Raw genomic sequence first — 15,124 nt, 5'->3', positions numbered from 1 at the left:
CCCCGGTGGGGATTTATAGGAGGAGCCTCAAGTGGGCCGTTAGCTCAGTTGGTAGAGCAACTGACTTTTAATCAGTGGGTCGCAGGTTCGAATCCTGCACGGCTCACCACTTGCACCAAGGGCTCGGACGGAAACGTCCGAGCCCTTGGTTTTTCTGCCAAAGTTGAAACGCGCGCTGGCCAGACTGACCCAAAGGGGCTGTCGGGGCTGGGTGTGTGCGGTCCGGGCACACCCTTGCCAGCCAACGACCGACCCCCGTGTCCGGCCAAACGACATGCCGCTCGAACTCAAGGCTGTCACGACTCGTTCTTAGTGCTAGGCTGGCCCACGACTTTCCAAAAGATAGGGGCTCCCAATGTCACTGACTCTCACCCGTCGCGGATTTCTGGCCGGTACGGCGGGCATGATTGCCTTGCATCCTTTCTCGGTCCGGGCCGCTGCCAACCAGGCGCATCTGCGCATCATGGAAACCACCGATCTGCATGTGCATGTCTTCCCCTATGACTATTATTCCGACCGTCCCACCGACCAGGTCGGGCTGTCGCGGACGGCGGATCTGATCAACGGCATCCGGGCCGAGGCGACCAACGCGCTGCTGCTCGACAACGGAGATTTCCTGCAGGGCAACCCGATGGGCGACTACATCGCCTATGAGCGCGGGATGAAGGAGGGCGACACGCACCCGATCATCGCCGCCATGAACACCCTTGGCTACGATGCCTCGACCCTTGGCAATCACGAGTTCAACTACGGGCTCGACTTCCTTGTGAAATCGCTGGCCGGGGCGAATTTCCCGGTGGTCTGCGCCAATATCTCGAAGTCGCTGGGCGCCAGCCCACGCGAGGACGAGACCTTCCTGCCCCCCTATGTGATCGTCGAGCGCGAGGTCGTCGATGGCGCGGGCGACACCCATCCGATCCGGATCGGGTTCATCGGCTTCGTACCGCCGCAGGTGATGACCTGGGATCGTCGCCATCTGGAAGGCAATGTCTCGGCCCGCGACATTCTGGAAGCCGCCCGCGCCTGGGTGCCGCAAATGCGCGAGGAGGGGGCCGACATCGTCATCGCGCTCAGCCATTCGGGCATCGGAGCGGCAGACGCGTCGGACGGGATGGAGAATGCCTCGGTGCCGCTGGCGGCGGTCGAAGGGATCGACGCGATCCTGACCGGGCACAATCACCTGGTGTTCCCGTCCTCTACCTTTGCCGAGTTTGCCGGCGTCGATGCCGACAAGGGCACGCTGATGGGCAAGCCGGCCACCATGGGCGGGTTCTGGGGCTCTCACATGGGGCTGATCGACCTGATGCTGGAGCGCGACGGCGCTGGCTGGCGGGTGCTGTCGCATGTCTCCGAAGCGCGTCCGATCTACAAACGCAACGAGGATCGTTCGACCACCGCGCTGGCCGAGGATGTGCCGGCGGTTCTGGCCGCCGCGCAGATCGAGCATGATGAAACCCTGGCCTATGTGCGCCGGGCCGTCGGCAAGACCGACGCGCCGCTGCACAGCTATTTCGCGCTGGTGGCCGATGATCCCTCGGTGCAGATCGTGTCGAACGCCCAGATCTGGTACATCGCGCAGATGATGGCGGGCACCGAACACGAGGGCCTGCCGATCCTGTCGGCGGCAGCCCCATTCAAGGCCGGGGGGCGCGGCGGGCCGGAGTATTACACCGACGTGGCGGCGGGCGATGTCGCCATCAAGAACGTTGCCGACCTGTATCTCTATCCCAACACCGTGCGTGCGGTTCGGATCACCGGGGCGCTGGTCAAGGACTGGCTGGAACGCTCGGCCGGGATGTTCAATCAGGTCGACGTTGGGGCGCAGGATGCGCCGCTGCTGAATCCCGATTTCCCCAGCTACAATTTCGACGTGATCGACGGGGTGGAATACCAGATCGACCTGTCACAGCCGTCGAAGTTCGACAGCAAGGGCAACCTGATCAATCCCGAGGCCAGCCGCATCGTGAACCTGATGTTCGACGGGCAGCCCATTGATCCGGCGCAGGAGTTCATCGTCGCGACCAACAACTACCGGGCTGGTGGCGGCGGCAACTTCCCCGGCGCCAATGACGACACGCTGGTGTTTGAAGGCCCTGATACCAACCGGGACGTGATCGTGCGCTATATCGTCGAGAAGGGCACCGTCAGCCCGCGCGCCGATGGCAACTGGCGCTTTGCGCCGGTGGATGGCGCGACGGTGATCTTCGAGACCGGGCCAAACGGGGCCGCCTATGCCGCGGAAGTGCCGGGTGTAACCATCGAGGAAGCGGGCATGGCCGACACAGGCTTTGCGCGGTTCCGCATCACCTTGTGACAGGATCTGCGGAAAGGGGCCGGTGGCAGCCCCTTTCATGCAGCCGGCAGGCGCAGGGCGGTTTCGACGATGCCCGGCAGCGCCTTGAAATGATCGAACAGATGCTGGTGGGGGATCTGGGCCACCGGCGATTTGCGATAGCCCCCTGAATAAAGCGCGAAGGGCTGGCCGCTTGCCTGCGCCGTCGCCGCATCCACTTCACTGTCGCCGACGTAAAGGCAGCCCTCGACGCCCAAGCGGTCCAATGCGGCGCGCAACGGTGCCGGGTCGGGCTTTTTCACCGTCAGCGTGTCGCCGCCAATGACGACCGGCAGGAAGCGCGACAAGCCGAAACTGGCCAGAATCGCCCGCGCCGGGGCCTCGGGCTTGTTGGTGCACAACGCCATCGGGCAGCCGAGGGCTTCCAGCTGCTGCAAGGCGCGCAGGGCGCCGGGATACAGTGTGGTCAGTTCGGCGGGCGCGGCGTTGTAGGACCGCAGGAAACCCGCCACCATGTCGGCGTGCCGGTCCGGATCCTCGGGCAGGCCGACCGCTGCCATGATCCGCGCGACCAGCGTGGGAACGCCGTTGCCGATGAAGCTGCGGGTCTGGGCAAAGGTGATCGGCGACAGGCCGTCGGCGGCCAGCATCGCCAGGGCCGCGGCATGCAGATCCGGGGCGCTGTCGACGAGGGTGCCGTCCAGATCAAAAACGACCGCTGTCACGTCTCGGACTTCCACTTGATCGAACATCCCATCGACGGGATCTGATCGCTTGGCCCCTGACCGGTTTCAGCCACCAGTTTCATCGCCTCATACAGATCGCGGCGCAGATCGGCGGGGCCGGTCGTGTTGCGCGAGGCATCCAGCCGCCCGCGATACTGCAATTTGAGATCAGCATTGAAGCCGAAGAAATCCGGCGTGCAGGCGGCATCGAAGGCGCGGGCGACGGTCTGATCGGCGTCGTGCAGATAGGGGAAGGGAAATCCCTTTTCGACGGCCATCTTCTGCATGTTTTCGAAGCTGTCAGCGGGGTGGGAGGTGGCATCGTTGGAACAGATCGCGACAACCCCGACGCCAAGGTCCTGCAGGTCGCGGGCATCGCGGATGATGCGATCCAGTACCGCCAGCACGAAGGGGCAGTGGTTGCAGATGAACATCACCAGCGTCCCGTTCGGACCGGCGATATCGGTCAGGGTGTGGGTCTGCCCGTCGGTGCCGGTCAGGGAGAAATCCGGCGCGGGCCAGCCAAAGTTGCAAACCGGGGTTTCAGTGGCCATGGCGTTTCTCCAGTTTCTGGTGGGGGTCAGGCCGAAGCTGCCGAGGCGCTGGCTGCATCGCGGATGGCGGCGATATTGGTGCCGTAGACTTCAGGCGCCGCGACCGAGCCGCCCTTGAAGACGGCGGATCCGGCCACCAGAACATCGGCTCCGGCGGCGGCCACCAGCGGGGCTGTCTGGGTGGTCACGCCGCCGTCGATCTCGATATGGATCGGGCGGTCGCCGATCATCTGGCGCAACTGGCGCACCTTGCCTGTCATGTCGATGAACTTCTGACCGCCGAAGCCGGGGTTCACGGTCATCACGCAGATCAGGTCGGTCAGGTCCAGCACATGGGCGACGGCCTCGGCCGGGGTGCCGGGGTTCAGGGCCACGCCTGCCTTCATGCCGGCACCGCGAATGGCCTGCAGGGTGCGATGGATATGCGGGCCGGCTTCCACATGCGCGGTCAGGATGTCGGCCCCGGCCTCGGCATAGGCGTCAATATAGGGATCGACCGGCGCGATCATCAGGTGCACGTCCATCACCGTTTTCACATGCGGACGGAAGGCTTTGACGGCGGGGGGGCCGAAGGTCAGGTTGGGCACGAAATGGCCATCCATGACATCCACATGGACCCAGTCGCAGCCCTGATCCTCGATCGCACGAATCTCGGCGCCGAAATTGGCGAAATCTGCTGACAGGATCGACGGAGCGATCTTGATCGAACGGTCGAATGACATGGTCGGTCTTCCTCTGGCCGGGGCGGCAGCGGGCCGCGGACATCCGGCAGTATGGCAGCCGGCTTCTGTCCGTGTCGATACCGCTGCGAGACGGCAAGGACCAGAGGGGCGAGGCGCAAATCAGCCCGTGAGGACCGTTTGCGACCCCTGGCAGAGGTATGCGCGCCGGGCGGCCCCGCGCCTGTTTCCGTCAGTCGAGGCACGTTGGCACCCCGGATTGCCGCCTGTGAGGGGTCAGACCGGCGCGCGCGTTTCCTTGCGCAAACGGTCCTGCAGCAGCGCCCGCAACTGCCGCAGCGCGCCTGAACCTGCAGTGGCGGGCAGGTCGTCGGCGGCACGGGCCAGCGACTCATCCTCGGCACAGCGGGCGACCCCGGCCACGAAGGCGCCCAGATAGGTCCGCATTTCTGTATCCGGTTCGCCGCGGCACAGCCGTTCTGCGTGATCCAGGTCGTCGCGCAGGGCGGCCCGGTCCGGCATCGGCAACTCCCGTCGCAGGATGCGTGGCCCCTTGGGGCGGGCGCTGTCGGGCAGATGGCGCAGGATCACCTGTTCGAACAGGCCAAGACTTGCGACCGGCTTGGGCAGGAAGTCATGCGCCCCGGCCCGCCGCGCCGGCATTTCCCGGTCGGGGTCGCCCGACGTGGCGATCACCGGGGCAAGGTCGCCGCAGCGTTGGCGAATTTCGGAGATCAGCTCGGCCCCGTCGCCATCCGGCAGCCCCATGTCCACGATAGAGACCGAGGGGAAATAGGCCGCCAGGTGCCGGCGGGCCGAGGCAATGCAATCGGCGCGCCGGATCCGGGCGCCGCCGTGCAGGCACATCTGCCGCAGGGCTTCCGAGGCGAAACGGCTGTCTTCCACCACCATGACGGTCAGGCCCAACAGGGGGCGGGCCGATGTGGGGATCAGTCTTGCAGGGGCTGGGGTCATCCTTCTTCTCCATTCTGGCTGCACCCAGAAAAGACCCGCCATGGTGAACGCTGGGTTAAGGCGGCTGCGACGCTCGGTTGCCTTGCCTGCCCCGGTCCGGCACGGGATAAGCCGCAAAACCCATTGGAGGATACTGCCATGATCGGTCGCTTGAACCATGTTGCCATTGCCGTTCCGGATCTGGAGGCGGCCTCGGCCCAGTACCGCGATGCGCTGGGCGCCAAGGTCGGCGCGCCGCAGGACGAACCCGATCACGGCGTGACCGTGGTGTTCATCGAACTGCCCAACACCAAGATCGAACTGCTGTACCCGCTGGGCGAGGACAGCCCGATCAACGGCTTCCTGGAAAAGAACCCTTCGGGCGGCATCCACCATGTGTGCTATGAGGTCGAGGACATCCTGGCCGCCCGGGATCATCTGAAAGCCTCGGGCGCGCGGGTGCTGGGATCTGGAGAGCCCAAGATCGGCGCCCATGGCAAACCGGTGCTGTTCCTGCATCCCAAGGATTTCAACGGCTGTCTGGTCGAACTGGAACAGGTCTGACCGGACCCCTAGGAAAGCGAGCGCGGACACATGTCCATCACCTCTGCCATCGTCCTGTTTGCCGTGATCTGGTTCATGGTGTTCTTCGTCGTGCTGCCCCTGCGTCTGACCACGCAGGGTGAAAGCGGCAAGGTAGTGCCGGGCACCCCTTCGTCGGCGCCCACCAACCCGGCCATCGGGCGCAAGGCGCGGCTCACCACGATCTGGGCGGTGGGGCTGTGGGTCGTGATCTTCACGGTCATCGTCACCGAAACCATCACCGTGCGCGATTTCGACGTGATGGGACGGATGCCGCCGGTGGCCGGGGCCGAATAGCACCCGGCGACAATCTGACCGTTTTCTGCTATGCTTCCCGCAGGGGGAACAGATCATGAAACGGACAGGGAAACCCAGATTCTTCCGAACAATGTGCCTTGGTCTTGCGACCGGGGTTATTGCCGTTGCGCTGCAATCGACGCCAGCCCAGGCGGTCGTGTTCGACGCCGCGTCGCTGCCGCAGTGTTTTACGCAGGATTCGCCGTTCATTCCACCGCAGAAGCAGCGCACGACGATCCACCTTGAGATACACCTGTGCGAGGAGCCAAACCACGTCAAGGCGCTGTTTGTAGGGGACCGGATCCAGCCGGGCACGGCCATCGCCCTGGGTTGGGTGGGGCAATACTGGCAGGGGTACCTGAAGCTGACGCAAAGCACCAATGCGGGCAACAACCGGCAGGTGGATGCCTCGGGCTGGGTGCAGCACCTGGTTCCGTCGGTCGCGCCGCGGTTCAATTTCTCGGGCCTGACGGGGGGCGGCACGGGCAATCCGCAGGTCGAGACGATCAGGGCCATCGGCGGATCGGTGCCGCACGAGTCCGTCTCAGACGACTATTTCCTCGATTTCCTGCTGGACGAGGGTACCGCCCTGTTTGGTCTGTCGCCGGGGAGTTCCCACAACGTCACCCGTCGGGGATGGCTGATCGAACTGGAAGGCTTCCACGGGCCGGGGCCGTTCGATTTCTCGAACCCGCCGAAACCGTTTGAAGTGCAACTTGAGGCCGTGCCGCTGCCCGCAGCCGGCCTGCTGTTGCTGGCCGCGCTGGCGGGGCTATCCGTGGTGCGTGGGCGCAGAACAGGCAGTTGATCAGCTTCGGGCCTCGCCGCGCAGGCGATGATACAAGTGCGTGAAGGTGGCCGCACCCAGGATCGGCACCAGAAGGTTGACCAGCGGCACGGTCAGCGGCACCGCCATCAGCGCGCCCGCCAGCCAGATCTGCACCGAATGGCGGCGGCGCATCCGCCGGGCGTCGGCCTGTGACAGCCGCCGCATGGCGACCATCTGGAAGTATTCCCGGCCCAGGAGGAACCCGTTCATGCTCCAGAAAATGAAGGGCGCGAAGGGTGGAAATACCGCGTAAAGCACCAGCGCCAGCAGGTTGGCCAGCACGATCACGCCCAGAAACTTCAGCGAATCGCCAAGCGCCTTGAGGAACTCGGCCCGTGGTGCGGTGGCCAGTTGCGGATAGTGGCGATCTTCGACCGCGTCTGCCACGTCGTCCAGAAACAACCCGGTGAATGCCGAGGCCACGGGCACCATCAGGAACACCGACAGACCCATGACCGCGATCAGCGAGAAGCCCGAGGCGATCTCGCTGATGTGGCCCACCTCTCCGACAAAGGGCAGGGTCAGGGTTTCGGGCACCAATGCCCCCACCAGCCAGACCGTCGCCACATAGGCCGCAATCAGCAGCCCGAAGGTCAGGCCCAGCCCCAACAGCAGCACCCGGCGGAAGCGCGGATCGCCCAATTGGCCAAGCGCCTTCAGAAAATCGCTGAAGATCATGCGGACACCCAACTGGTGATGGCAGACAGGTCCGGGCGCGGGCGTTCGGGCGGGGCGGCCGGTTCAGTGCCCAGATGGATGAACCCGGCGATCCGCTCGTGCGTGGCCAGGTTCAGGGCGCGGGTGCGGAATTCGGCATCATGCGAGATCCAGCCCGACAGCCAGTTGGCGCCCCAACCTGCGGCCAGCCCGGCATTGACCAACGCCAGGCAGACGGCCCCGGCGGAATAGGTCTGTTCGATCTCGGGGATCTTTGGCGAGGGCTTGGGGCTGGCGATCACCGCCACCACGCAGCCCGCACTGCGATAGACGGCGGCAAGCTTGTCGATATCCTCGGGGGTTTTGCCCAGGTCTGGGCCGCGCGCCTCGATCACCCCGGCGATGCGGGGCAGGGCAGCACCCGTGAGCACAATGAACCGCCACGGCTCCAACGCGCCATGGTCGGGGGTGCGGGCGGCGGCGGTGAGGATCGGCGTCAGGTCTTGCGGCGTCGGGAAGGGGGCCGCCAGCAGCTTGCCGGGGCGCGAGCGCCGCGTGAGAAGAAAGTCGAGAACGAGAGGATTTGGATCAGGCATCAAGGGGTCCGGCGTTTTGTCTGTCCCTGACCTGTGCAATTCTTGCCGCAGTTGCAAGGGGCGGGTCCGGTTTGCCGGGCCGGAAGCGGAAAGATCGGGCCAAAGGGCGGGCAGAATGGCACAAGCGGGGCAGCAATGGCAGGTGCGGGTGACGCCGCGCGCCTCGCGGGCGCGGGTCGAGGACTCCGGGACGGGTCTGCGGGTCTATGTCACCGTGGCGCCCGAGAATGGCAAGGCCAATGCCGCCGTGCGCAAGCTGTTGGCCAAGCATCTGGGCGTGGCGCCGGGACGGCTGGAGCTGGTGCGCGGCGCCAAGTCCCGCGACAAGCTCTTTCGCCTGATCTAGGCGCGGGCGGCGGGGGCGGGAGCCTCCGGCGGGAGTATTTACGCCAAGAAGACTCAATCCGGGGCGGTGCGGGGTTTCAGCCGGTAGACGCCTTCGGGCAGATCAAGAGCGGCGGCGAGATCCTGGATCTGGCGCAGCGTGAAGGTGATGCGGACAACATCGTCGCGGCGGGGGTCGAATTGTTCGACCGTGACGCAATCCTCGAAGGCCTGCACCGAAATGTCTTCGGAGGTCGGCCCGGCCTGATCGTCCACAAGGGTGATGACGGTGGCGTCGAATTCGTGCTCGATGGAGAACATGGCAAGGCTCCGGCTGGTTTTCCTTACAGGCTAGGCCGGGCCGGGCGGCGGGGCCAGCCCTGTTTGTCAGGTGACGCAGGGTTGGCCGGGACCCCATTGTGAAGCCCGCGCGTTTCAGGCTTCAATGGCGCGGTGATCGACCGCGACGGAGGATGGGATGAACAACTGGCACAAGCTGGGCCTTGCTGGGCTGATCCTGATGCTGGCGGGCTGCGCGTCCTCGACAACCCCGGTGCCGCGCACGGCCGGCACGCCCGCGACCGTCGCCCCGGCCCGCGCCCCTTCGCAGGAGGTGAATTTCGCGGCCATCGTGCGGCGGGTGGAACCGGTCGCCGAGGAAACCTGCCGGCGCAGCGGCGCCGTGGCCCAATGCGACTATCGCATCGTCGTGGACACGCGGCCCGGCGTTCCCGCCAATGCCTTCCAGACCGTCGACAAGACGGGACGGCCCTTGCTGATCGTGACCCAGCCGCTGCTGGAGGAGACCCGCAATGCCGATGAGGTGGCCTTCATTCTGGGGCATGAAGCAGCGCACCACATTCGCGGACATCTGACCCGCACCAGCAACACCGCCGTGCTGGGTGCCATTCTTGCCGGTACCATCGTGGCTGCGGGCGGGGGGGATCTGGCCTCGGTCGAGGCGGCGCAGGATCTGGGTGCGCTGGCAGGATCGCGGGCGTTTTCCAAGAACTATGAACTGGAGGCCGACGCCCTGGGCACGGTAATCGCCTATCAGGCGGGATATGATCCGGTGCGCGGGTCGGCCTATTTTGCGCGCATCCCCGATCCTGGAAACCAGTTCCTGGGCACGCACCCGCCCAACGCCGATCGTCAGCGGGTGGTGCGGCAGGTGGCGGCGGGGCTGAACTAAGGGAACTCGTTACGCTTTGGGATCGGCGCGGGGGAGCGCCGCACCGACCCTAACCGGTCACCGGGGCGTCGGCCTGCGCGGGCTTGCGCAGGCGGGTCAGGATCGCCGAAGCACTGGCAAGGATGTAGAAGACCTGAAGCATCGCCGCGCCCAGGTTGAAATCAAGGTGCAGACCGATCAGCACGAGGGTGGCGGCCACCCCGTTGCGGGCAAAGTAGCGCAGTTCGGTCCCGTTCAGGCGGCCCGAGCACAGGGACACGTAGTTGCAGGCATAAAGCGCAAAACCCAGAAGGCCGGGAAGGTCTTTCCAAGACAGCATGATGCCGGCGATTTCCATGGTCGTGATCCTTGCTCGTTTGTCTTCATGAAAGTTAACAGATCCCGAATAATGGGCATGGTCAGGGATTCCCGATGAAACCGGATGCATCGGTCAGGGATTCCCGCATCATTTTGACCTGCATCAAGGTAGACGGGCAAAATGGGCCGCTTCATCGTCGGGCAACCAAACGAAGGACCCGGCCATGACCCTGCACAGCCCCAAGCCGCTTGGCGATCCGATCACCCACTATTGGCTGGTGCTGGAGATGGCGCGCGCTGCCGGTGTCGACCTTGCGGACGCCATGGAAGCAGGGCGCCTGTCGCACGAAGGGTGGGCCGGAATGGTGGAACGCTGCCGTGGTTGCGACTGGCAGCGCGACGGTGGGTGCACGCGCTGGCTGACCATGCAGGATGCGGGCGGCGCCGAAGTGCCGGGAAGCTGTCTCAACCAGCAGGAATTCGACGCTCTGGCCGAGCCGACCGCGCCCGAAGCCTGATCAAGGCTGGACCCTGGCGGTGCCTTGCGGCAGGACGGGGTCATGCGACAGATCGAAAATGTCATCACCGATCGCGGATCGAAATACGCGGTGTCCGGCGGCCCGGCAGCCTCGCGCGCCGAGGTAGAGGCCTTTCTGAAAGAGCTGAAGCGGGCCAAGAAATACGCCAAGGCCACCCACAACACATGGGGGGTGCTGCTGGCGGACGGGCCGCTCAAGTCCGATGACGGGGAATCCGGGGCCGGGATGGTGATCCTGCGGATGCTGGAGCGCGCCGATCTGCGCGACCATGTGATCGTGGTCACACGCTGGTACGGCGGCAAGCATCTGGGCGGGGATCGTTTCCGCCATGTGCAGGAAGCGGTACGGGTCTACCTCGACGCGCTGTGAGCCTGGGTTTCTTGCGCCACCCAACCGGCGGTGGCGGCGTCGGTCTGCACCTCCCACCAGGTGATCGCGGGCAGATCATAGGGATGCGTCTTGCGGATCAGCTCGGCCAGCGGGGCGGCCAGGTCCGGGCGGGTCTTGAACAGGGCGGCGACCTCGGTCTCGCTGTTCAGGGCATCCTCCCAGTGAAACTCCGCAGTGATGGCACCCAGGTTGGCGCAGGCGGCCAGGCGCGCCGTCAGGGCGGCGCCGGCGATGCTGCGGGCGCTCTGGTCGTCGGGGCAGGTGACCCGGAGCAGGGTGATCGTGGCCATCAGACGAGCTTGCCCCACAGATCGTATTCGCCGGCTTCATCCACCTCGACCTCGACGATGTCGCCGGGTTTGAGGGTTTCGAAACCTTCGTCGATGAACAGGTTGCCGTCGATCTCGGGGGCATCGGCCATGGTGCGGCAGGTGGCGGCGTCATCTTCCACCAGGTCGACGATGACCTTCTGGCGGGTGCCGACCTTGGCGGCCAGACGGGCCTCGGAAATTGCCTGAGCCTTCTCCATGAAGCGGTCCCAGCGGTCCTGCTTGATCTCGGCCGGCACATGGTCGGGCAGGGCGTTGGCACGGGCCCCGGCGACGTTTTCGTACTGGAAGCAGCCGACCCGGTCGAGCTGGGCCTCGTCCATCCAGTCCAGCAGGGTCTGGAATTCTGCCTCGGTCTCGCCCGGATAACCGACAATGAAGGTCGAGCGCAGGGTGATGTCCGGGCAGGTGGCGCGCCAGGCGGCGATCTCGTCCAGCGTCCTCGCCGCCGCCGCAGGCCGGGCCATGCGCTTCAGCGTGTCCGGGTGGGCGTGCTGGAACGGAATGTCGAGATAGGGCAGGATGCCACCGCCGCCCGCGTCCAGACCTTCGGCCATCAGCGGGATCAGGTTGCGCACATGGGGATAGGGATAGACATAGTGCAGCCGCACCCAGGCTCCGAGTTGCCCAAGTTCACGCGACAGATCGGTGACATGAGCGCGAACCTCGCGGTCTTTCCAGCTGCTGGCGGCGTGGCGCAGGTCAAGGCCATAGGCCGAGGTGTCCTGGCTGATGACCAGCAATTCACGTACCCCGGCGGTGACCAGGCGCTCGGCCTCGCGCAGAACGGCGGCAGCCGGACGCGACACCAGTTTGCCGCGCATGTCGGGGATGATGCAGAACTTGCAGGCGTGATTGCAGCCTTCCGAGATCTTCAGATAGGCGTAGTGGCGCGGGGTCAGTTGCACGCTGGTCCCCGGCACCAGGTCGATGAAGGGATCAGGGCTGGGCGGCACCGCCTTGTGCACCGCATCCATGACCTGTTCGTACTGATGCGGCCCGGTGACGGCCATGACGGAAGGGTGCGCGCCGGTAATATACTCGGGCTCGGCCCCCAGACAGCCGGTGACGATGACCTTGCCGTTTTCATGCAGCGCCTCGCCGATGGCCTCCAGGCTCTCGGCCTTGGCGCTGTCCAGAAAGCCGCAGGTGTTGACGATGACCGCGCTGGCCCCCGCGTAATCGGGAGAGATCGCATAGCCTTCGGCCCGAAGCCGGGTGAGGATGCGTTCGCTGTCCACCAGCGCCTTGGGGCAGCCCAGGGACACCATGCCGATGGTCGGCTGGCCCTCTCGGGGGGCCGCACCATCGAAACTGGCGCGCGGGGCAAGGTCGGGGCGGAGGCTGGGCGGATTGCTGGTCATGGGGGCGCTATAGGCAAGCCTGCGGTCTGGTGCAATGTGTGCCGCGCGTGGGACGTGATCCGCTAGGGTGCCAAACCGGGTCAATCCCAAACCGGGGAACAGGACCAGCCATGGCCGCCCCTGTCGATGCAATCTGGTCCTAGGGGACCGCAACGGCCCCGGTGACGGTGTTCTGGAAGGCGCCGGTTTCGGGGTCGGTCTCCGAGGCGAAAGTCCCGCCGCCAGAAGCCCCTTCCAACGCGCCCTTGCCGCCCAGGACCGCCCACGTCCCGGTTACCGCACCGTCGGCAGTCAGCGCGGTGATGGTCCAATGCGAGAACATCGCATCGCCATCGTCGCGGGAAAACACGCAATGCCCGGTCCCGTTAGCCATGGGCGGGGCCATTTCAACCGCGCCGTAGCACGTGCCGCTCATCCCGGCCATGGCGCTGCCGTTGCTGGCGGGGTCGAAACTCTGGTAGGCTGAGTTCGAACGAAGAACCATGTGGTTTTCGTTGATCTGGTGGACTTCCGAGGCGGATGTGCCGGACCAGACGCCGTTGGCCGGCAGGATCTCTGCGCCGTACAGCGGGCTTGTCAGGGCGATGGCGGTGAGTGTCGTCAGGATCTGTTTCATTCCGGGAACTTTCTCTCGGGGGGAGCAGACCAATGGCCATCCTGATCGCGCGGCCCCGCCGGTCCACTCTCTGCCCGGGGCGTGCCTCGACTATGCACGATTCTCGCCCGTTGTGACGTGGAATGAAGTATTTTTCCCAAGAAGAACGGCGCAGGGGTGGAGCTGTGATGCACGCCAGAAATGTCCACCGCCGAACGCCCGGAACAGGTCTGCAGTCCGGCCCGCGTCGCGGGCGGCCTCGCGCTGCGCAGACCTGCGCCGAAAGGCTGTCCCGTCCCAACGGAGTTGGACCGGGGTTTCGCGAGACCGCTCTTGGGCCGGACCGGCGCCTTACCGTTTCCGGTCGCGGCGCGAGGACATGGGCTGGAAGGCCACGCCCACATGCGCCTCGCAATAGGGTTTGCCCTGTTCCACGGGCAGGCCACAGAACCAGAACTCCTCGGTTGCGGGGTCGCCGATGGGCCATTTGCAGGTGCGTTCGGTCAGCTCCATCAGGGTCAGCTTGCGCGCCTTCTTCTCGACCTCGCGCTGCGAGGCCAGGGCCTCGGGCGAGATTTCATTGGCCGAGGGTTGCGGCGGCAGCGGCTGGCCGGCGGGAATGATCGCCTTGCGGGCGGGCAGGGCCGGTTTCGGTGCTGGCGAGGCGGGGGCTGCAGCGGCAGGCGCGGCGGCGGCCGGTTGCGGCGCGGGTTTCGCCGCGGCGGGGGCGGCCGGTTTTTCGGCGGCAGGCGCGGGTTTAGCCGCAGGTTCCGCCGGTTTGGCCGGCGCGGCACCGGTGTTGCGGTTGGACAGGCCCAGACGATGCACCTTGCCGATCACGGCGTTGCGGGTCACCCCGCCCAGTTCCTTGGCGATCTGGCTGGCACTTTGGCCGTCGGCCCACATTTTCTTCAGGATCTCGACGCGTTCTTCGGTCCAGGACATGGGGCCACCTTGCAGACATGGGTCAAACGAGAAGGCGCCCGTCGACCCGGACGCCTTGGAGAAATTCAGCAGATGCCTATTTTAATCTTCGTGCCGCCGGATACAAGGTGTCCTTGCGGATTGAGTCCGGTGTGACGGGCCGGAACCCGAGACAGCAGCGAAACATGGAAGGCGGAACATGACGGATATGACCGGAATGGGGGAACGGCGCTTTGGCCGCGTCAACTGGCTGGGCGTGGCGACACTGGCCGAACGCGAGGTGCGCCGGTTTCTGGCGGTCTGGTCGCAGACCCTGATGGCCCCCCTGATCACGGCGGGGTTGTTCCTGGCGATCTTCTCTCTGGCCATCGGCACCCGGCGGGGGGAGGTCATGGGCGTGCCCTTCGCCCAGTTCCTTGCCCCCGGCATCCTGATGATGACGGTGATCCAGAACGCTTTTGCCAACACCTCGTCGGCGATCATGATTGCCAAGGTGCAGGGCAATATCGTGGATACGCTGATGCCGCCGCTGTCGCCGGCGGAACTGGTGGCGGGCTATCTGGCCGGATCTATCGGGCGGGGGCTGTTCGTGGCCACCGCCATTCTGATCGTGGCGGCGATTTTCCTGGGCCAGGGGATCACGCATCCGGTCTGGGTGCTGGTCTTCGTGGTGCTGGGCAGCGCGCTTCTGGGCGGGCTGGGGATCATCGCCGCGATCCTGGCCAACAAGTTCGACCAGATGGCGGCGATCACCAATTTCATCATCACGCCGCTGAGCTTCCTCTCCGGCACCTTCTATTCGGTCGAAGGCTTGCCGCCTGCGATGCAGGTTCTGACCCATGTGAACCCGGTGTTCTACCTGATCGACGGGGTGCGGTTTGGCGTGCTGGGCACCTCTGACAGCTCACCCTGGATCGGCTTGCCGATCTGTCTTCTGGCCACGGCGGCGGTGCTGGCGATCTGTCTGCGTTGGTTCCGCACGGGATTTCGCCTGAAGCCGTAA

General features: G+C 65.5%; 21 protein-coding genes and 1 tRNA gene. 10 read left to right on the top strand and 12 right to left on the bottom strand.

Features of this window, described 5'->3' with window-relative positions; translation table 11 throughout:
* Positions 1-33: 33 nt before the first annotated feature.
* Together H8B03_RS01125 and H8B03_RS01120 are read left to right on the top strand one after the other, a co-directional pair.
* A tRNA-Lys gene (locus H8B03_RS01125) sits at positions 34-109 on the top strand.
* Between the two features lie 246 nt (positions 110-355).
* Positions 356-2,314, top strand: coding sequence for a bifunctional 2',3'-cyclic-nucleotide 2'-phosphodiesterase/3'-nucleotidase (locus tag H8B03_RS01120; RefSeq protein ID WP_193139431.1), 1,959 nt, complete (start codon positions 356-358; stop codon positions 2,312-2,314).
* A gap of 35 nt (positions 2,315-2,349) precedes the next feature.
* On the opposite strand, the gene gph is transcribed toward H8B03_RS01120, so the two are convergent.
* The 4 genes from gph to H8B03_RS01100 form a co-directional block, all read right to left on the bottom strand.
* A complete protein-coding gene (gene gph, locus H8B03_RS01115) occupies positions 2,350-3,018 on the bottom strand; it encodes a phosphoglycolate phosphatase (RefSeq protein WP_193139429.1) in 669 nt (222 codons plus the stop codon).
* Positions 3,015-3,572, bottom strand: a complete 558-nt coding sequence (locus H8B03_RS01110; RefSeq protein WP_193139427.1) for a thioredoxin family protein — start codon at positions 3,570-3,572, stop codon at positions 3,015-3,017. Before H8B03_RS01110 ends, gph begins: the two co-directional genes overlap by 4 nt.
* A 26-nt stretch (positions 3,573-3,598) precedes the next feature.
* On the bottom strand, positions 3,599-4,294 hold the full coding sequence (gene rpe, locus H8B03_RS01105) for a ribulose-phosphate 3-epimerase (protein ID WP_193139425.1): 696 nt from the start codon (positions 4,292-4,294) through the stop codon (positions 3,599-3,601).
* A 234-nt stretch (positions 4,295-4,528) separates the two neighbouring features.
* Positions 4,529-5,227, bottom strand: coding sequence for a response regulator (locus H8B03_RS01100; protein WP_193139424.1), 699 nt, complete (start codon positions 5,225-5,227; stop codon positions 4,529-4,531).
* 138 nt (positions 5,228-5,365) lie between these two features.
* Between H8B03_RS01100 and mce the strand changes: the two genes are divergently transcribed.
* From mce to H8B03_RS01085, 3 genes are read left to right on the top strand one after another with little or no spacing between them, the layout of a single operon-like run.
* Positions 5,366-5,770, top strand: a complete 405-nt coding sequence (gene mce, locus H8B03_RS01095) for a methylmalonyl-CoA epimerase (protein WP_193139422.1) — start codon at positions 5,366-5,368, stop codon at positions 5,768-5,770.
* Between the two features lie 30 nt (positions 5,771-5,800).
* Positions 5,801-6,085 (top strand): DUF1467 family protein, encoded by a 285-nt coding sequence (locus tag H8B03_RS01090; protein ID WP_193139419.1) that lies wholly within the window; start codon positions 5,801-5,803, stop codon positions 6,083-6,085.
* A gap of 55 nt (positions 6,086-6,140) precedes the next feature.
* Positions 6,141-6,893, top strand: coding sequence for a VPLPA-CTERM sorting domain-containing protein (locus tag H8B03_RS01085; protein ID WP_193139417.1), 753 nt, complete (start codon positions 6,141-6,143; stop codon positions 6,891-6,893).
* On the opposite strand, the gene H8B03_RS01080 is transcribed toward H8B03_RS01085, so the two are convergent.
* Positions 6,894-7,592 carry an EI24 domain-containing protein gene (locus tag H8B03_RS01080; protein WP_193139416.1) on the bottom strand — a complete coding sequence of 233 codons (699 nt, stop codon included), beginning with the start codon at positions 7,590-7,592 and terminating at the stop codon, positions 6,894-6,896.
* Entirely contained in the window at positions 7,589-8,167 is a 579-nt protein-coding gene (locus H8B03_RS01075) for a nitroreductase (protein WP_193139415.1), read from the bottom strand. Before H8B03_RS01075 ends, H8B03_RS01080 begins: the two co-directional genes overlap by 4 nt.
* A 115-nt stretch (positions 8,168-8,282) precedes the next feature.
* On the opposite strand from H8B03_RS01075, the gene H8B03_RS01070 reads away from it, so the two are divergent.
* The gene (locus tag H8B03_RS01070) at positions 8,283-8,513 is read left to right on the top strand and encodes a DUF167 domain-containing protein (RefSeq protein ID WP_193139414.1); all 231 of its coding nucleotides are present in this window, start codon (positions 8,283-8,285) and stop codon (positions 8,511-8,513) included.
* 53 nt (positions 8,514-8,566) lie between these two features.
* On the opposite strand, the gene H8B03_RS01065 is transcribed toward H8B03_RS01070, so the two are convergent.
* The gene (locus tag H8B03_RS01065) at positions 8,567-8,812 is read right to left on the bottom strand and encodes a hypothetical protein (protein WP_193139413.1); all 246 of its coding nucleotides are present in this window, start codon (positions 8,810-8,812) and stop codon (positions 8,567-8,569) included.
* Between the two features lie 157 nt (positions 8,813-8,969).
* Here H8B03_RS01065 and H8B03_RS01060 point away from each other — a divergent pair, with 157 nt between their 5' ends.
* The gene (locus tag H8B03_RS01060) at positions 8,970-9,683 is read left to right on the top strand and encodes a M48 family metalloprotease (protein ID WP_193139412.1); all 714 of its coding nucleotides are present in this window, start codon (positions 8,970-8,972) and stop codon (positions 9,681-9,683) included.
* 49 nt (positions 9,684-9,732) lie between these two features.
* On the opposite strand, the gene H8B03_RS01055 is transcribed toward H8B03_RS01060, so the two are convergent.
* Complete coding sequence (locus H8B03_RS01055; RefSeq protein ID WP_193139411.1) at positions 9,733-10,020, bottom strand: hypothetical protein; 288 nt, start codon at positions 10,018-10,020, stop codon at positions 9,733-9,735.
* 184 nt (positions 10,021-10,204) lie between these two features.
* On the opposite strand from H8B03_RS01055, the gene H8B03_RS01050 reads away from it, so the two are divergent.
* Together H8B03_RS01050 and H8B03_RS01045 are read left to right on the top strand one after the other, a co-directional pair.
* Positions 10,205-10,498 (top strand): DUF6455 family protein, encoded by a 294-nt coding sequence (locus tag H8B03_RS01050; protein ID WP_193139409.1) that lies wholly within the window; start codon positions 10,205-10,207, stop codon positions 10,496-10,498.
* A gap of 42 nt (positions 10,499-10,540) precedes the next feature.
* Positions 10,541-10,888: a YigZ family protein gene (locus H8B03_RS01045; protein WP_193139407.1), complete on the top strand. Its 348-nt coding sequence runs from the start codon at positions 10,541-10,543 to the stop codon at positions 10,886-10,888.
* Here H8B03_RS01045 and cutA read toward each other — a convergent pair.
* The 4 genes from cutA to H8B03_RS01025 form a co-directional block, all read right to left on the bottom strand.
* Complete coding sequence (gene cutA, locus H8B03_RS01040) at positions 10,870-11,217, bottom strand: divalent-cation tolerance protein CutA (protein ID WP_193139405.1); 348 nt, start codon at positions 11,215-11,217, stop codon at positions 10,870-10,872. The two genes, H8B03_RS01045 and cutA, sit on opposite strands and share 19 nt — an antisense overlap.
* The gene (gene rimO / locus H8B03_RS01035; protein ID WP_193139403.1) at positions 11,199-12,602 is read right to left on the bottom strand and encodes a 30S ribosomal protein S12 methylthiotransferase RimO; all 1,404 of its coding nucleotides are present in this window, start codon (positions 12,600-12,602) and stop codon (positions 11,199-11,201) included. The genes cutA and rimO overlap by 19 nt, the downstream gene beginning before the upstream one ends.
* Before the next feature lie 139 nt (positions 12,603-12,741).
* Positions 12,742-13,218, bottom strand: a complete 477-nt coding sequence (locus H8B03_RS01030) for a hypothetical protein (protein WP_193139401.1) — start codon at positions 13,216-13,218, stop codon at positions 12,742-12,744.
* 330 nt (positions 13,219-13,548) lie between these two features.
* Positions 13,549-14,142 carry a GcrA family cell cycle regulator gene (locus H8B03_RS01025; RefSeq protein WP_193139399.1) on the bottom strand — a complete coding sequence of 198 codons (594 nt, stop codon included), beginning with the start codon at positions 14,140-14,142 and terminating at the stop codon, positions 13,549-13,551.
* A 178-nt stretch (positions 14,143-14,320) separates the two neighbouring features.
* Between H8B03_RS01025 and H8B03_RS01020 the strand changes: the two genes are divergently transcribed.
* A complete protein-coding gene (locus H8B03_RS01020) occupies positions 14,321-15,124 on the top strand; it encodes an ABC transporter permease (RefSeq protein ID WP_226925624.1) in 804 nt (267 codons plus the stop codon).

The organism is Meridianimarinicoccus sp. MJW13 (genome assembly GCF_014901205.1).
Lineage (GTDB): Bacteria > Pseudomonadota > Alphaproteobacteria > Rhodobacterales > Rhodobacteraceae > Meridianimarinicoccus.
The sequence above is the reverse complement of the archived record's forward strand: the minus strand, read 5'-3'. Positions and strand labels throughout refer to the sequence as shown.

Bases quoted from the DNA above. Each gene is read 5' to 3' on its own strand.
- H8B03_RS01025 (WP_193139399.1), bottom strand. From the start codon at position 14,142: ATGTCCTGGACCGAAGAACGCGTCGAGATCCTGAAGAAAATGTGGGCC.
- H8B03_RS01100 (WP_193139424.1), bottom strand. From the start codon at position 5,227: ATGACCCCAGCCCCTGCAAGACTGATCCCCACATCGGCCCGCCCCCTG.
- H8B03_RS01110 (WP_193139427.1), bottom strand. From the start codon at position 3,572: ATGGCCACTGAAACCCCGGTTTGCAACTTTGGCTGGCCCGCGCCGGAT.
- H8B03_RS01070 (WP_193139414.1), top strand. From the start codon at position 8,283: ATGGCACAAGCGGGGCAGCAATGGCAGGTGCGGGTGACGCCGCGCGCC.
- H8B03_RS01055 (WP_193139411.1), bottom strand. From the start codon at position 10,020: ATGGAAATCGCCGGCATCATGCTGTCTTGGAAAGACCTTCCCGGCCTT.
- rpe (WP_193139425.1), bottom strand. From the start codon at position 4,294: ATGTCATTCGACCGTTCGATCAAGATCGCTCCGTCGATCCTGTCAGCA.
- H8B03_RS01080 (WP_193139416.1), bottom strand. From the start codon at position 7,592: ATGATCTTCAGCGATTTTCTGAAGGCGCTTGGCCAATTGGGCGATCCG.
- H8B03_RS01065 (WP_193139413.1), bottom strand. From the start codon at position 8,812: ATGTTCTCCATCGAGCACGAATTCGACGCCACCGTCATCACCCTTGTG.
- H8B03_RS01120 (WP_193139431.1), top strand. From the start codon at position 356: ATGTCACTGACTCTCACCCGTCGCGGATTTCTGGCCGGTACGGCGGGC.
- mce (WP_193139422.1), top strand. From the start codon at position 5,366: ATGATCGGTCGCTTGAACCATGTTGCCATTGCCGTTCCGGATCTGGAG.
- H8B03_RS01030 (WP_193139401.1), bottom strand. From the start codon at position 13,218: ATGAAACAGATCCTGACGACACTCACCGCCATCGCCCTGACAAGCCCG.
- rimO (WP_193139403.1), bottom strand. From the start codon at position 12,602: ATGACCAGCAATCCGCCCAGCCTCCGCCCCGACCTTGCCCCGCGCGCC.
- H8B03_RS01075 (WP_193139415.1), bottom strand. From the start codon at position 8,167: ATGCCTGATCCAAATCCTCTCGTTCTCGACTTTCTTCTCACGCGGCGC.
- H8B03_RS01045 (WP_193139407.1), top strand. From the start codon at position 10,541: ATGCGACAGATCGAAAATGTCATCACCGATCGCGGATCGAAATACGCG.
- H8B03_RS01050 (WP_193139409.1), top strand. From the start codon at position 10,205: ATGACCCTGCACAGCCCCAAGCCGCTTGGCGATCCGATCACCCACTAT.
- H8B03_RS01020 (WP_226925624.1), top strand. From the start codon at position 14,321: ATGACGGATATGACCGGAATGGGGGAACGGCGCTTTGGCCGCGTCAAC.
- H8B03_RS01060 (WP_193139412.1), top strand. From the start codon at position 8,970: ATGAACAACTGGCACAAGCTGGGCCTTGCTGGGCTGATCCTGATGCTG.
- H8B03_RS01090 (WP_193139419.1), top strand. From the start codon at position 5,801: ATGTCCATCACCTCTGCCATCGTCCTGTTTGCCGTGATCTGGTTCATG.
- H8B03_RS01085 (WP_193139417.1), top strand. From the start codon at position 6,141: ATGAAACGGACAGGGAAACCCAGATTCTTCCGAACAATGTGCCTTGGT.